Source organism: Streptomyces pyxinae, assembly GCF_024756275.1.
Taxonomy (GTDB): Bacteria; Actinomycetota; Actinomycetes; order Streptomycetales; family Streptomycetaceae; genus Streptomyces; species Streptomyces pyxinae.
The window spans coordinates 1-14,809 of record NZ_JANUGQ010000049.1; the positions used below are offsets into that span (position 1 = coordinate 1).

11 protein-coding genes, 1 tRNA gene and 1 pseudogene are annotated in these 14,809 nt (G+C 74.5%); 10 read left to right on the plus strand and 3 right to left on the minus strand.

The genetic code is table 11. The features are described from left to right. Positions 1 to 433: 433 nt before the first annotated feature. Positions 434 to 859 carry a hypothetical protein gene (locus NX801_RS30230; protein ID WP_258791162.1) on the minus strand — a complete coding sequence of 142 codons (426 nt, stop codon included), beginning with the start codon at positions 857 to 859 and terminating at the stop codon, positions 434 to 436. Positions 860 to 1,246: 387 nt separating this feature from the next. Here NX801_RS30230 and NX801_RS30235 point away from each other — a divergent pair. From NX801_RS30235 to NX801_RS30250, 4 genes and pseudogenes are all read left to right on the plus strand, one after another. Then, positions 1,247 to 1,320 (plus strand) — tRNA-Thr (locus tag NX801_RS30235). Positions 1,321 to 1,555: 235 nt separating this feature from the next. Continuing rightward, positions 1,556 to 1,690 (plus strand): annotated as a pseudogene (locus NX801_RS30240) (transposase); the annotation flags it as partial. A 157-nt stretch (positions 1,691 to 1,847) separates the two neighbouring features. Continuing rightward, positions 1,848 to 2,162 carry a hypothetical protein gene (locus NX801_RS30245; protein ID WP_258791163.1) on the plus strand — a complete coding sequence of 105 codons (315 nt, stop codon included), beginning with the start codon at positions 1,848 to 1,850 and terminating at the stop codon, positions 2,160 to 2,162. Positions 2,163 to 2,321: 159 nt separating this feature from the next. Continuing rightward, the gene (locus NX801_RS30250; RefSeq protein ID WP_258791164.1) at positions 2,322 to 4,418 is read left to right on the plus strand and encodes a restriction endonuclease; all 2,097 of its coding nucleotides are present in this window, start codon (positions 2,322 to 2,324) and stop codon (positions 4,416 to 4,418) included. 612 nt (positions 4,419 to 5,030) lie between these two features. Here NX801_RS30250 and NX801_RS30255 read toward each other — a convergent pair. After that, positions 5,031 to 5,936, minus strand: coding sequence for an MBL fold metallo-hydrolase (locus NX801_RS30255; protein ID WP_258791165.1), 906 nt, complete (start codon positions 5,934 to 5,936; stop codon positions 5,031 to 5,033). 103 nt (positions 5,937 to 6,039) lie between these two features. Between NX801_RS30255 and NX801_RS30260 the strand changes: the two genes are divergently transcribed. Further along, complete coding sequence (locus tag NX801_RS30260) at positions 6,040 to 7,002, plus strand: AraC family transcriptional regulator (RefSeq protein ID WP_258791166.1); 963 nt, start codon at positions 6,040 to 6,042, stop codon at positions 7,000 to 7,002. 31 nt (positions 7,003 to 7,033) lie between these two features. Here NX801_RS30260 and NX801_RS30265 read toward each other — a convergent pair whose 3' ends face one another. Beyond that, a complete protein-coding gene (locus NX801_RS30265) occupies positions 7,034 to 8,422 on the minus strand; it encodes an NAD(P)/FAD-dependent oxidoreductase (RefSeq protein WP_258791168.1) in 1,389 nt (462 codons plus the stop codon). A 318-nt stretch (positions 8,423 to 8,740) separates the two neighbouring features. On the opposite strand from NX801_RS30265, the gene NX801_RS30270 reads away from it, so the two are divergent. From NX801_RS30270 to NX801_RS30290, 5 genes are all read left to right on the plus strand, one after another. Next, the gene (locus NX801_RS30270) at positions 8,741 to 9,625 is read left to right on the plus strand and encodes an aminoglycoside phosphotransferase family protein (protein WP_258791169.1); all 885 of its coding nucleotides are present in this window, start codon (positions 8,741 to 8,743) and stop codon (positions 9,623 to 9,625) included. 528 nt (positions 9,626 to 10,153) lie between these two features. After that, on the plus strand, positions 10,154 to 10,849 hold the full coding sequence (locus NX801_RS30275) for a 2OG-Fe dioxygenase family protein (RefSeq protein WP_258791170.1): 696 nt from the start codon (positions 10,154 to 10,156) through the stop codon (positions 10,847 to 10,849). Continuing rightward, the gene (locus tag NX801_RS30280; RefSeq protein ID WP_258791171.1) at positions 10,846 to 11,700 is read left to right on the plus strand and encodes a class I SAM-dependent methyltransferase; all 855 of its coding nucleotides are present in this window, start codon (positions 10,846 to 10,848) and stop codon (positions 11,698 to 11,700) included. The genes NX801_RS30275 and NX801_RS30280 overlap by 4 nt, the downstream gene beginning before the upstream one ends. Next, a complete protein-coding gene (locus tag NX801_RS30285) occupies positions 11,697 to 13,307 on the plus strand; it encodes a diaminopimelate decarboxylase family protein (RefSeq protein WP_258791172.1) in 1,611 nt (536 codons plus the stop codon). Before NX801_RS30280 ends, NX801_RS30285 begins: the two co-directional genes overlap by 4 nt. Further along, a partial coding sequence (locus NX801_RS30290) for an MFS transporter (RefSeq protein WP_258791173.1) occupies positions 13,304 to 14,809 on the plus strand: 1,506 nt, incomplete at its 3' end. The genes NX801_RS30285 and NX801_RS30290, both read left to right, overlap by 4 nt.

The following is a 14,809-nucleotide window of genomic DNA, read 5'->3' on the forward strand; positions in this document are numbered from 1 at the left end:
GACAACCACTCCGCGGTAAGCCGTCCAGGCCCCGCCGCACCCGAAGTCCCGGGTTCAGCGGACGGGAGCAGGCCGGGCGCAGTCCATGGACCGGGGTGCTGTCGTCGGCCGGGACGCCGGAGGACGACGGCGGAAGCAAAGGGGCAGAGGAGGGTGGTCGTAGTGAGGGTGAGGGAAGGATGATGCCTCCGGCGGGGGATCGGCCGGCACCGGGATGGCGGGGGCACCATTGCCGCCTGCGGGCCCGTGGAGGGCTGGGGTGCTTCCATCCCGTACACCGCCGACCCAGCCAAGGCGAGCAAACACGGCACCGGGCGTCAAGGTCGTTCGTCCAGTGGGGCGCTCCACCTTGACGCCCGGCACCGCGCCCGCTCCACGTACGTGTTGGGTCGACGGCGTACGGGATGGAAGCGAGGCCAGTGGTGGGCGACGATCAGGAGGACCGTGGCGGCTCAGCGGTTGGAGATCTATGGGCCGACGGCACGGGCGAATTAAGCGCTCTCTCGAATCCAGCGACTGTCATAACAAGAAGGAAGATCAGGAGGACCCAGTACAGAGTCCATGACCACCACCGGTCCGGTTGGTAGAGAAGGTAGAGCAGAGGAATTCCGATCACATACAGAAAGATGAGCGCGCCAAGGGCGCTCCACTCAATCCTCCTGTCAAGATCGGCTTCATCGCGAGCCTTGACGCGGTTGATCTGTCGCCGCAACAGCACGTCGACCTCGTTGACTTCTTGTTGCCACTCGGGGCCACGATCGCGCAGCCTGTCGACGAGATCGAAGTTCGCGCCTATCGAAGCGCGCAGGCGATCACCGCTCCGCGCTTGCATGATGCCGCTCACGAGTGGGGTTGCCACGGCCGCCGCGACGATAGACCCAGCAGACAAGGCCGCTACCAGCAAGTCTGTCAACACATGCCTCCCGGGGGTCGCTGGCGGTCGGTGCTGTTACCTTCGAGCCAGGGGTGCAACGGAGCAGCACGGGAATTAACTCACGCCACATGCTGTCAGTGGCAGTCTCTTGCCATAACCAACGCGGCAGGCAGGGGCTGCTGGGACGAGTCCGCCCCTGCATAGACCAACAGCAGCCGTCCGGCCAGCCCAGCAACCCCCAACGGCCACCCTGCCCGTAGTCCGCACCGAGAGACGCACGCCGTGCCACGGGCGTGCCAGAACGGCCGGGGAACCACGGGGACTAGCAGTCAGCGACAGGCAGGCGGAGGCGGCTACCTGCGGGCAGAGTTGGCCCAGGTCGGCGGTCCGATCCGCCGACCGCTCTTGTAAAGCGGGGGTCGTCGGTTCGAACCCGACAGGGGGCTCTGGAAAGGCCCAGGTCAGGTGGCTCCTGACCTGGGCCTCAGCGCTTTTCAGGATCGATTCGGGGCGCTGGGCGGCACCTTGTCGAGCCCCACGATCGTCCCCTGTGGGCAAACGGTGGACACGCGTGCGGCGAGCGTGCGGAGCGGTGGGCGACCCGGTGGTCGCCCGCTGAGAGATGAGCGGACAGCCCCCGGTGTGAGTCCGTGGTCCACGAAGGTGGGTGGCCGGAGGGTCCTTGACGCTTACCGAGCCGCCGACCCGCGGAGATGGGCAGAGGCCCGGGACTGGCCGACTGTCTGCTACCTGCCACCTTGCGTACCCGACCTCAACCCCGTCGAAGGGATCTGGTCTCTCCTGCGACGCGGCTGGGCTCTCCGGACCGACACGAACAGCACCTCGAAGGCGTACCGTGCGGTGCTGGGGCAGGTGGGCTGGGGACGCACGGCCGTGAAGACCCGGATCGCTCCGCCCTGCAACGTCAACCGTCGAGGCGGCGAAGTCCGCGCTGGATAAGGGCATTGTCGCCATGGACTTCGTCGGCGGCGGTTCCGGTGGACTTCAACGGCAGTTCGGCAACACTCATCCCACCACACCGGACGACGTGCTGAGCGTGTCGTTCGCGTTCACCTGCACAGGTGGCGGCACGGTGAGGCTGACGTTCACCGTTGCGGACAAGGATGTGCCGTCGGCCGCGGGGACCCACGTATGCGACAGCACTGTCTTCCGGCGCGGCATCGACACCTCCAAGCCCGGTTCTCTCGGATTCTCGGTCACCCTCACCGGTCCCGAGAGCGGCGGTTACGCCTACGGCTACTACGTCGAGAAAACGCAACTCCCGTAGCTGGGTGAGTCGGCGGACACCCAGGAGGCCGCCGGCCGTCTCCGGGAGGGGACGGGTGGGGGGTTGGGGTTTTCGGGGCGAAGGGGACCCGGGGGAGGGGGTTTTCCGGGACACTTGAGGCTTCAACGGGTATGGGCGGTTTCGGGGAGGGGTGCGGCGATGGGGCGTCGTTCCAGTGGGCTGATCGGTGCGTGGGCCGAGGAGCAGCGGCAGGCACAGCGGCAGCGGGAGGCTGAGCAGCGGGAGGTGCTGCGGCAGCACCGGGAGGTCGAGCGGCAGCGGCGGGCCTACGAGCGGGACCTGAGCCGGACGCAGCGGGAGCAGAAGGAGGCGTACCGGCGGCAGCGGGAGGCGGAGGCGCTGCGCCTCACCGGGGAGCTGGAGGCCCGGGCGCGGGAGCTGGAGGGGTTGCTGGCGGCCGGGTGCGCGGGGCAGGCGTTCCGGGCGGCGGCGCTGCGGGAGCCGGAGGCGGTGGAGCCGTTCGCACCGGGCGCGCTGGGCCGGCCGGTGCCGGAGCCGGACCTCGCGGCCTATCTGGCCCGGGCGGGCCGGTGGCCCCGCGAGCAGGCCGAGGCGCGGGCCCGGCACCAGCGGGACTGGGCGGCGGCCAGCGCGGCCGAGGCGCAGCGGCGACGCCAACTGGACGCGTACCGGGCGCAGTACGACAGCTGGGCGGCGGGCCGGCTGGCGGCGATACGGGAGCACAACGCGGGCATCGCCGACATGGAGCGGGCCCTGCGGGCGGGCGAGCCGGAGACGGTGGTGGAGTACTTCTCGGCCGCCCTGTACGCCTGCGATCGCTGGCCCGAGGGATTTCCGCGCCAGGTCTCGGCGGCGTACGACCGGGCCGCCCGGCAACTGGTGCTCGACTGGGAACTGCCCGGGTTCGAGGTGGTGCCGGAGCACAAGGCGGTGCGGTATCTGGCCGGCGCGGACCAGCTGAAGGAGGCCGCCCGGCCGGTGACCCAGCGCCGGGCGCTCTACCGGGACGTGCTGGCGCAGAGCGTGCTGCTGGCGCTGCGGGAGCTGTTCGCGGCCGACGAGGCCCGGGTGCTGGACTCGGTGGCGCTCAACGGCTTCGTGGCCGGACCGGATCCGGCGACCGGGCGGCCCAGCCGGATCGTGCTGGCGGCGGTGCAGGCCGAGCGGGCGGTGTTCCACGGGATCAATGTGGAGCTGGTCAGCGCCGTGGAGTGTCTGACCGGGGCGCTGGGCGGCCGGTTGTCGACCCGGCCCGACGGCCGGACGGCGGTACGCCCCGTGCGGGTGCCCGAGCAGGTCGGCTCCGGGGTGGTCTCGCACGGCGACGGCGCCGAACCCGACCTGCTGACCATGGACCCGATCGCCTTCGAGGGGCTGGTGGCCGAACTGTTCCGGGCGCGTGGCCTCCAGGCGCTGACCACCCGGCGCTCCAACGACGGCGGGGTGGACGTGGAGGCGGTCGACCCGGACCCGATCAGCGGCGGCTCGATCCTGGTGCAGGTGAAGCGGTACCGGAACACGGTGCCGCCCAGCGCGGTGCGGGATTTGTACGGCACGGTGCAGGGCGCCGGCGCCAACAAGGGCGTGCTGGTGACCACCTCGGGGTTCGGACCGGGCTCGTACGCCTTCGCGGAGGGCAAGCCGCTCACCCTGGTGTCCGGCACCGAGCTGGTGGACCTGCTCCACCGGCACGGGCTGCGGGGGCGGTTGGGCCCGGAGGAGGATGAACCCGGCGCTGGGGCTGGGGCTGGGGGAGAGGGCGTGAGTTCCGGGGGCGAAAGCTCCGGTTCCGGGGACTTCAATGTGCTCGGGATGGACTGGGCGGGCGCGGTGGCGGTGGACGTCTGCGCGCTGGTGTGCGCGGGGCCCCGGGTGTTGAGCGAGGAGCACTTCGTCTTCTACAACAACCCGTCCTCGCCCGGCGGTTCGGTGCGTATGTTGCGCCGGCACGGCGGCGACCGGGCCGCCGTCCGGGTGGCGTTCGACGCCCTGCCGGCCGCCGCCGACCGGCTGGTGCTGGTGGCGGCGGTGGACCCGGAGGCCGACCCGGGCGCCGATCTGGCCGGCTTCACCGACGCCGCCATCCGGCTCCGGGACCCGGCCGGCCGGGAGCTGGAGCGGCTGGCCGTCTCGGAAGGCCGGGCGGGCGAGACGGCGCTGGTGCTGGGCTCGTTCCGGCGGCGCGGTGGCGACTGGGAGTTCCTGCTCGGTGGCCGGGGCTACCGGGGCGGACTGGCCGAGCTGGTGGGGGACTTCGGGATCGAGGTGGCGTAGCGCGCCATTCGCGCGAACGCGGCTCGCATGCCCCGCACCCGGAAGGGCCGTCACCGAGCCGAGCCGCTCGCGCGTACGCGGGCACGCATGGGTGGCGGGCCGTTCGGACGTGCGCGGGCACGCGTTGGCGGCGGGCCGGCCGGCTGCCCGGCGTTCTCGGAGGCGGGTCCACCGGGCCTACGGGCCAGGGGCCTGCGGTCCTCCGGGGCCAGGCTTCGGGCCACTGAGGCCGGGCCTCCGGGCTGCGGGTGCAGGGCCTCCGGGCGCCGGGCCTCCCGGCCTACGGGCCAGGGGCCTGCGGGCCCAGATTCTCCGGGCGCCGGGCCCCCGGGCTTTCCGGGCCCTCGGGCGCATGGCCTTGGGGCGCCGGGCCCCGGGCTTTCCCGGCCCTCGGGGCCAGCGGTCGCCGGGCCCAGGGGCCTGCGGGTGCAGGGCCTCCGGACGCCGGGCCTCGGGCTCTCCGGGCCCTCGGGCGCATGGCCTTGGGGCGCTGAACGGGTCCAGGGCCTCCGGGCGCCGGGCCCCCGGGTCCAGGGCCCTTCGGGTGCCGGGCCCCTGGGCTTTCCGGGCCCTCGGGCCCAGGGCCCTTCGGGCGCCGGGCTCCCGGGTTGGTCAGTGGTGCCACTCGGCCCAGCGGGCGGGGGCGAAGTCCTGGCCGTGGCGGCGGATCTCCAGGGCGCCGGGGCCGCCGAAGTGGGCCGGGAAGACGAGTTCCCGCTCGGCCTCGGCGCGGCCCAGGACCCGGCGGCGGGTGGCGGCCGACTCCCGGGCGTCCACGCAGAAGCAGCTGTTGTGGGACGGGGCGAGCAACTGCACCGGGCTGTGGATCAGGTCCCCGACGAAGACCGCGCGGTCGCTGCCGGAGGCGAGGCGCAGGACCGAGGAGCCGGGGGTGTGGCCGGGCGCGGGCTCCAGGGTGAGGTGCTCGTCGATGCGGTGGCCGCCCTCCCAGAGCACGGCCTGGCCCGCGCGGTGGACGGGCGCGACGCTGTCCTCGTACATCAGCCGGTCGTCCGCCCGGCCGGCACCGCCGTAGCCGCCCGCCGGGCCGAAGTGGTGGTCGTCGGCGGCCGGGATCAGATACTGGGCGCGGGGGAAGGCCGGGACCCATTCGCCGCCGGCGTCCCGGGTGTTCCAGCCGACGTGGTCACCGTGGATGTGGGTATTGACGACGATGTCCACGTCCTCCGGGCGGATGCCGGCCTCGGCCAGGCGATCGAGGAAGCCGTCCTTCCGGTGGTGGAAGTAGGGCGTCTCCGGGCGGTCGCGGCCGTCGCCGACCCCGGTGTCGACCAGGATCGTCCGGCCGCCGCTGCGCAGCACCCAGCTCTGGAGGGCCACCACCGCCCGGTCGGCCGCCGGGTCCCAGTGGTCGGGGGCCAGCCACTCCCGGTGCTCCTGCCACAGCTCCCCGGTGGAGTCCGGCACCAGGGACCGGGCGGGCAGCAGCGGCTGCTGCCACTCCACGACCCGGATCACGTCGACATCGCCCAGCGTCAGGTGTTCGGTGGTTGTCATGAGGTCGAGCCTAGGGAGGGACGGGTGAGTCACTCAATGCCCGGATGGCTCCCATGAATACGTGAGCGTCTCATGGGAGGGCGGTCGGGGATACGCTGGCGGGGTGGATGTGGTGAGTGACGCGATCGCGGCGGTACGGGTCGGGCGGCCGTCCTCGAACCGGCTGCGGGCCGGCGGGGAGTGGTGCGCGCGGTTCCCCCCATACGAGGGGGCCGGCTTCCATGTCGTGCTGGAGGGCTCCTGCTGGCTGCTGCCGGACGGCGGCGGCTCACCGGTCTCGCTGGGCGTCGGGGACGCGGTGCTGCTGCCGCACGGCATCGGTCACGTCATGGCCGACGCGCCCGCCGGGGCGGAGGCGGTGGCCCGGGCGGTGCCGTTCGAGGAGTGGGAGCGCCGGCTGCCGGCCCAACCTCCGGGGCCGGGCGTGGAGTTGCTCTGCGGGAAGTACCGGCTGGACCGCAGCCGGACGCACCCGCTGATGGCGGAGCTGCCCCAGGTGGTGCACTTGCCGCACCGGGTCGGCCACCACCCCGAACTGCGGTCGGCCATCGAGCTGTTGGGCGGTGAGCTGGCCGAGCCGCGCCCCGGGACGGCGATCGTGCTGCCGGGGCTGCTGGATCTGCTCCTGGTCTACATGGTCCGGTCCTGGATGGCCGGCGCCGGGGGCGGATCCGTCGCCGGGGGCGGCGCCGGATCGGGGCACGGGGCCGGGCCCGGGCCCGGGTCCGGGGCCTGGCCGGCCGCGCTGGGCGACCCGGTGGCCGCCGCCGCGCTCCGGGCGCTGCATGACGACCCGGCCGCCCCCTGGAGCAACGACCGGCTGGCCGCGGCGGCCGGGGTCTCCCGGCCGACCCTGGCCCGGCGGTTCACCGCCCTGGTGGGCCGGCCGCCCATGGCGTACCTGACCTGGTGGCGGCTGACGCTGGCCGCCCGGCTGCTCCGGGACACCGCCGAACCGCTGGCGGCCGTCGCCCGCCGGGTCGGGTACGGCACCCCGTACGCCCTGTCGCACGCCTTCAGCCGGGAGTTCGGCACCACCCCGGGGCGGTACCGGGCGGCGGCCTGAGCCCCATGGGAGTCGTGAGGAGGAAAGCGGGTCACCGCCCCGCGATCCGGTCGGCCAGCACGGCCAGCCGGTCGGTACGGGCGCTGCGCCCGGCGGCCTCCCGGCGGTCGGCGGCCCGGTAGGCGGCGTACAGCGCCTGGACGCCCAGCCAGCGCAGCGGCTCGGGCTCCCAGCGGCGTACCCGGTGGTCCACCCACGGCAGGGCGGTCAGCTCGGTGGCGCCCGCCTGCCCCGCGTCCCGCTGGATCAGGTCGCGCAGGGTACGGGCGGCGAGGTTGGCCGTCGCGACGCCCGAGCCGACGTATCCGCCCGCCCAGCCGAGCCCGGTGGAGCGGTCCAGGGTGACGGTGGCGCACCAGTCGCGCGGCACGCCCAGCACCCCGGACCAGGCGTGCTCGACGCGGGTCCCGGCGAGGCGCGGGAAGAACCGGACCAGGAGCTCGCGGAGGGCGGTGACGGTGGCCGGCTGGGTGCGGCCGTCATCGTCGGTGCGGGAGCCGTAGCGGTACGGGACGCCCCGGCCGCCCAGCGCGATCCGGTCGTCGGCGGTGCGCTGGGCGTACATATAGGCGTGCGCCATGTCCCCGAGCGTCTCCCGGCCGGCCCAGCCGAGCTCGTCCCACACCTCCGGCGCCAGCGGCTCGGTGACGATCATGGAGGAGTTCATCGGCAGCCAGAGGCGCCGCCGGCCCTTGAGCGAGGCGGTGAACCCCTCGGTGCAGCGCAGCACATAGGGCGCCCGGACGGTGCCGTACGGCGTGACCGCGTGCTTGGGCCGGATCTCGCTGACCGGTGTCCACTCGTGGATGGTCACGCCCAGCGCCTCCACCGCCGCCGCCAGCCCCTGGACCAGCTTCACCGGGTGCAGCCGGGCGCCGTGCGGGGTCCAGCTCCCGCCGACCGCGCCGCTCACCCGGATCCGCCCGGCGGTCTCCCGGGCCCCCAGCCACTGCCGGTCGGTCTCGTCGAAGGCCAGCTCGACGGAGTGGAAGGCCCGCAGCCGGGCCAGCTGGGCGGGCGTGGTGGCGACCTCCAGCACCCCGCCCCGGTGGATGTCGGCCTCGATCCGCTCCTCGCCGGTGACCCGGATCACCTCGGCGACGGTGTCGTTCATCGCCTTCTGGAGCCGTACGGCGGCGTCATGGCCGTGCAGCCTGGCGTACCGGTCGCGGCCGGCGATGCCGTTGTAGAGCCAGCCGCCGTTCCGTCCGGAGGCGCCGTAGCCGCAGAACTTCGCCTCCAGGACGGTGATGTTGAGGTAGGGGGCGGCCTTCTTGAGGTAGTACGCCGTCCACAGCCCGGTGTACCCGCCGCCCACCACGCACACATCGGCCGGGGCGTCGCCGGGCAGCGGCTCCCGGAGCGCGGGGGTGCCCTGCCGGGCGTGCCAGAAGGAGATGCCGCCGTTGACGGTGTTCATGGGCCTGCCTCGGTGCTCGTGCTCGGTGCTTGACGCCTGGTGCCTGGTGCTCGGTGGGGTGGTCGTGGGGGAAATGCGGTTGTGCCGGGGGAGCCATGGTGCTGTGCTCGGGCCGGGCGGCGCTGTCGTCGCCGTGGTTGGCGGGACGTTACTTCATGGGGAGTCCCCGGGGACTCCCCGGGGACTCCCTGGGGACGTCCCTGTGGACGTCCTGGGGCTCCCCGCAGGGCTCCCCGGGGGACTTCCTGGCCGGGACTTCCCCGGGGGACTTGTTGACGGGACTTCCCCGGGAGGCCTTCCGGGAGCGAGGGGAGCGGTGTGATCGAGGTGCCGGCCGCGCTGGCCAGGACGCAGATCGAGTGCAACGGGGACGCCGGGCGGGAGTTCGTCGCCGAACTGCCGGCGCGGACCGAACGCTTCCTGGCGGAGTGGGGGCTGCGGCCCACCGGGCCCGTGATGCACGGCATGGCCGCGCTGGTGGTGCCGGTGACGGCCGGGGACGGCACTCCCGCCGCGCTCAAGCTCCAGCTGCTGGACGAGGAGAGCGCGGGCGAGGCGGTGGCGCTGCGCACCTGGGACGGGGCGGGCGCGGTACGGCTGCTCCGGGACGACCCGGCGACCGGCACCCTGCTGCTGGAGCGGCTGGACGAACGGCGGCAGCTGTCGTCGGTGCCCGGCACCCGGGAGCCGACCCGGGTACTGGCCGAGCTGCTGGCCCGGCTGACGGCGGGCCCCGCGCCCGAGGGGCTGCGGCGACTGGGGGACATCGCCGCGGACATGCTGGCGGCCGTGCCGGAGGCGCTGGCGGCGCTGGCCGGCGAGGACGACCGGCGGCTGCTGCGGGAGTGCGCGGCGGCGGTACGGGAGGTGGCCGGCGAGCCCGGGGACCGGCTGCTCCACTGGGACCTGCACCTGGAGAACGTCCTCGCGGCCGACCGGGAACCCTGGCTGGCCATCGACCCCAGGCCGCTCGCCGGCGACCCGGGCTTCGAGCTGCTGCCGGGGCTGTGCGACCGGTTCGAACCGGCCGGGCTGCGGTGGCGGTTCGACCTGATGACCGAGGTCCTGGGCCTGGACCGGGACCGGGCGCGGGCCTGGACGCTGGGCCGGGTGCTCCAGGACTCGCTGTGGGACGTCGAGGACGGGGCGCACGCGCTGGAGGGCGTACGGGTGGCGATCGCGCGCGGGCTCCTTGGACGGTGAGCCCCGGCGGGACGCGGGCTCGGGGCCGGACGCGGCGGCCGCCCGGGCGGCCGAGGCGTGGTCCGGCGGGCGGGGCGCCACGACCCGGGCGGTGGCGGGCTCCGGGGCGCTGTGGGCCCGGGTGCTGATGGGCCCCGGGCGGTGGCGAGTTCCCCCGGTGGCCCGCCCGCATGGCCCCGGGCGGGCCCGGGCTCGGGACCGGCCGGGGGCCCCGGGACCGGCCGCGTGGCAGCCCGAGCGGGCGCGGGCCCGGCGGCCCGGATGGGCGCGGCGACGGTTTTCGGCCAGGGGGTCCCTCGCACGTGGTACCCCGGCCACGCTCGATCGCCTCGGTCAAGTGGGCTTGTGGCAGGCAGGGTTGGCGGTGGAGGCAGAGGCTCCGGCGTGGGTGAATCGCGGATTCCGTCGTCTACCGATCGGGTGATTAGCTTCTTGTTCATGCATCGTTCACCTACCTAGCCTCGCCTGGTCAACGTGTTGGCGGGCTACGGGGGTGCCCCTTCGGCCCGGGGTGTCAGGAGAGTTCTGATGGGCTTGAACGCACAAGGTTTCACGATCATCGACACACCACCGCTCGACGATTACACGCTCTCCCAGTTCGAGAACCTGCCGCTCGATCCGTACACCGGGTCGGAACAGCGCTACCGCCGCTTCTCGCAGTTCAGGCTTCACCATGACGGGGAGTGGCGGCTCGAGCTGCTGCCGCACCGGCACTTCGCCCAGCCGCGTCAGTACAACGACCTGGTGGGCGGGCAGCTGCGCACCCTGGAGCCGCTGACCGTCGACCCCACGCCGCTCATCGCGGCCGGGGCGGAGGCGCTGGACCTGGACAGGGACAGCGACTGGCAGCTCAACATCCACCAGTGCCGGGTGGTCTCCACCCCGGACGTCAAGGGCGTCGCCGCACCGGAGGGTCCGCACCGGGACGGCCACCACTTCGGCATCGTCGCGGTCACCCGGCGCCACAACATAACGGGCGGCGAGACCCAGTTGATGCCGCTCGGCGGGGGTGAGCCATTCTTCCGCACGACCCTTCAGGACGGGCAGGCGGTGGCCTTCGACGACCGCCTGATGTTCCACCACGTGACCGACATCCAGCACCTCACCGCCGAAGGCGGCCACCGGGACGTGTGGCTGGTGGCGGTCAACCCCTGGGAGCAGCGGCGGTACGGCGAGGAGTATGAGGCCGAGGTGCTGGCGAGCGCCGCCGGTGAGGCGTCGTGACCGCCGTGGTGAAGGGCGCGGCCGTTCTGGAGGCCGCCCCGGGGAACCCGGTCTACGACCGCATCGGTGTCGGCTACTCGGCCGTGCGCCGCCCCGACCCCCGGTGGGCGCGCCTCATCCGGGCCGCGCTGGGGGACGCCCGTACCGTCCTCAACGTCGGTGCCGGGTCGGGCGCCTACGAGCCCACCGACCTGCCGGTGGTCGCCGTCGAGCCGTCGGCCGAGATGCGTGCCCAGCGTCGTCCGGAGGCCGCGCCCTGCGTCAACGGCAGGGCAGAGCAACTCCCCTTCGACGATCGGTCCTTCGACGCCGTACAGGCCGTACTCACCGTCCATCACTGGACGGACCTGGCAGCCGGGGTGTCCGAACTCCTGCGGGTGGCGGACCGGTTCGCGGTCGTCACGTACGACATGGACGTGCAGGCCGACTTCTGGTTCACCCGCGACTACGTCCCCGAGATCGCCGAGGCGGAACGCTCCCGGGTGCCCTCGCTCACCCGGCTGACCGAACTGCTGGGACCCTGTGAGATCACCGAACTGCCGGTGTGGCACGACTTCACCGACGGTTTCATGACGGCGTTCTGGCGCCGCCCGGAGACCTATCTCGATCCCCTGATGCGACGCGCCTGCTCGGCCTTCGCGCTCACCGATCCGGCGGCCGTCGAGCGCGGGGTGGCACGGCTCCGCGCGGATCTCGACTCCGGCGCCTGGCAACGCAGGTACGGGGAACTGCTGGAGCGGGACCACATCGACGCGGGCTTCCGGCTGCTCACCGGCGTCTCCCCGGTGGCCGCCGGAGCCCTGCCGGCCGCCGGAGCCGTGCCGGCCGTCGTGGGCGAGGCGGTCCGATGAGCGGGGTGCGGAGGGCCCAGGCGGACCCGGCGACCCGGGCGGACCCGGCCGACCGGGCGGCCCCGACGAGCCGGCCGGCGGCCCCGGCGGGCCTGGGGACGGCCCGGCCGGGCGATGAGCGGGCCCGGACGGCCACTGCCCCGCCGGCCGGCGAACCGGCCTGGGACTACGACCGGTTGCTGGCGGTGGCGGCCCGGTACGGCACCCCCGTCCAGGTCCTGGACACCGCGCGGCTGGACCGGGCGACGGACCGGCTGCTGGGCCTGCTCGACGGGCTGGGCCGGCCGGCTCGCGTCTACTACTCGGTGAAGACCAATTACCTCCCCTACCTCTGCCGCCGGCTGGCCCGCCGGGGTCTGGGCGCGGACGTGGTGTCCGGGTATGAGCTGGAAGCCGCCCTGGCGGCGGGGTTCCGGGCCGCCGAAACGGTGTTCAACGGCCCGGTGAAGACCGAGGCCGAACTCGCGGCGGCGCTCCGGCACGGCGTGCGGGTGCACATCGACGGCGAGGACGAGATCGAGACGCTGGAGCGGATCGCCGCCGAGGCCGGATGCGACACGGTCGAGGTGGGCATCCGGGTCTCCCCTGGGCTGCCGCTCTCGACCTCCTCCGACCCCTCGTACCGGCAGCAGGCCGAGCGGGCCGCCCGGCGCAACCGGTTCGGCTGGCCGGTGGGCTCGCCCCGGCTCGGCCGGCTCGTGGAGCGGATCGCCGCCTCGCCACACCTGTCGCTCACCGCCGTCCACGCCCACCTCAGCAGCCAGATCGTGCACCACGAGCTGATGGTCCGGGCGCTGGAGGCCGTACTCGACGAGGCGGCGGCGCTGCACCGGCGGTTCGGCCTCCGTGAGGTCAACATCGGCGGCGGCTTCGGGGTGCCGGGCATCCGCCGCCCCCGTTCCGGTCCGCTCTCCGCCCTGTGGAGCCAGCAGGGCGGCGAGCCGGCGGCGGAGGAGGAACCGGTCCTGGATCTGGCCCTGCTCCTCGCCGAGGTGGACGGGCTGATGCGGGACCAGGGCCTGGACGGGGTGGCGCTCGGCTGTGAGCCGGGGCGCTGGCTGGTCTCCGACGCCATGGCCATGGTCACCCGGGTGATGTCGCGCAAGGAATTGCCGGAGGCCCGCTGGCTGATCCTGGACGGCGGCAACAACGTGGCCCCGTGGACCGGCAGCGGTGAGGCGCACCGCCTGGTCCCGCTCGGGCGGACGTACGGGGCGGAGCGGGCGGTGTGGTCGGTCGCCGGGCCGCTCTGCTACGAGAACGACATCCACACGCTGGCGGTGGAGCTGCCGGCCGATCTGCGCGCCGGCGACCCGCTCTGTCTGCACGACACCGGCGCCTACTCGCTCGGCCGCAGCAACAACTTCATCCGGACCCGGGCTGCCGTGGTCGCTCTGGAGGAGGGTCGGGAGCGGCTGGTCTGGCGGGCCGAGACCGGTGCGGACGTCTTCCGCCTCGCCGATCCCGACCCGGAACCGGAGTACGCGCCCGGGGCCGACGCCGGGGCCGACGCCGGGGCCGGCGCCGGTTCCGGGCCGGGGGCCGTCTCCGCGCCCGGGGCCGGCACGGGTCCCGCCGTGGCCGCCGCTGTGGGGCCATTGCCGTGATCAAGAGGTACGGGGAGCTGCTCGGGCTCCCGGGCGCGAGCGCGGCGGTCCTGCCCGCCGCGCTCGCGCGGCTGGCCGGGACCATGGTGCCGCTCGCCCTGCTGCTCACCCTGGTGCGCTCCGGGCACTCGCTGGCCGCCGCCGGCGGGGCCGGTGCCGCGTACGCGGTGGGCGGTGCGGTGGGCGGTCCGGCGATCGGCCGGCTGATGGACCGGACCGGTCCGGCGCCGGTCCTCCGGATCACCGGTCCGCTCGCCGGACTGCTCCTGGTGGCGGCCGCGCTCGGGGCGGACCGGGCCCCGGTGGGGATGCTCCTCGCGGCGGCGGGCGCGGCCGGGCTCACCACCGCGCCGGTCGGGGCCTCCGTACGGGCCCTGTGGGCCGACCTCACCGAGGACGACGCGCTCCGGAAGCGGGCCTACGCCTTTGAGGCGACCCTCAGTGAACTGCTCTTCATCCTCGGCCCTTCGGCGGTCACTGTGCTCGGCGCGTTCACCGGGCCCCGGAACGCGCTGCTGGTCACGGGGGTGCTGCTGGGCGGGGGCGCGGTCGGGTACGGGCGGGCCGGTGCGGTGCGCCGGCGCTCCGCCCCGCACGGCACCGGCGACATGAGCGGCGTCGGTACGAGTGACACCGGCGGTAAGACCGGCGGTGAGAGTGACACCGTCGGTACGAGTGGGGCGCCGACGTCCGGAAGCGGTGGGCCCCGGGCGGGGCGTATCCCGGCGTCCGGGCGCGGCATCGCCGCACCGGCCGTACTCCTGGCCATCGCCCTGACGGCGGCCCTGTCCAGCGCCCTCGCCGTGGCCGTGACCGCCGCGCTCCGCGCCCAGGGCTCGGCGGCCGAACTGGCCGGCACGCTGGTCGCCCTCCAGTCCGCCGGCAGTGTGGCCGGCGGACTGCTCTACGGTGCCCGCACTCCGCGCGGAACCACCTTCCGGCGGTATGTACGGCTGCTGGTGGTCCTCGCCCTGGCCCTGGCGACCCTGCCGGTGGTCCAGCGGGCGCACTCGGCCGGACTGCCGCCGTCCTGGTCCCTGGTGCTGCTGGGGTGCCTGCTCGTGCTCAGCGGGCTGCCCATCGCTCCTGCCGGGGCCGAGGAGTTCCAGCTCATCGGTGAGATGACCGCGCGGCGGAACATGACCCAGGCGTTCGCCGGTGTGGGCAGTTTCATCGCCCTGGGCGGAGCGGCGGGTTCGGCGGTCGCCGGGCTGGTCGCGGACGGCCTGGGACCCTCGGCCGCCCTGGCGCTGCCCGCCGCCTTCACCGCCCTCGCACTGCTGGTGACCCTGGCGGCCCGGGGGCCGATCCACCGGGCTCTCACCCCCGGCGGGACCACCTCCCCCCCTCCCCCCCCCCCCCCCCCCCCCCCTTCCTCCCCCCCCCCCCCCCCCCCCCCCCCCCCCCCCCCCCCCCCCCCCCCCCCCCCCCCCCCCTCCCCCCCCCCCCCCTCCCCCTCCCCCCCCCCCCCGCCCCCACGAACACCCCCCACACCCCTCCGG

Bases quoted from the DNA above. Each gene is read 5' to 3' on its own strand.
- NX801_RS30250 (WP_258791164.1), top strand. From the start codon at position 2,322: ATGGGGCGTCGTTCCAGTGGGCTGATCGGTGCGTGGGCCGAGGAGCAG.
- NX801_RS30245 (WP_258791163.1), top strand. From the start codon at position 1,848: ATGGACTTCGTCGGCGGCGGTTCCGGTGGACTTCAACGGCAGTTCGGC.
- NX801_RS30255 (WP_258791165.1), bottom strand. From the start codon at position 5,936: ATGACAACCACCGAACACCTGACGCTGGGCGATGTCGACGTGATCCGG.
- NX801_RS30275 (WP_258791170.1), top strand. From the start codon at position 10,154: ATGGGCTTGAACGCACAAGGTTTCACGATCATCGACACACCACCGCTC.
- NX801_RS30285 (WP_258791172.1), top strand. From the start codon at position 11,697: ATGAGCGGGGTGCGGAGGGCCCAGGCGGACCCGGCGACCCGGGCGGAC.
- NX801_RS30265 (WP_258791168.1), bottom strand. From the start codon at position 8,422: ATGAACACCGTCAACGGCGGCATCTCCTTCTGGCACGCCCGGCAGGGC.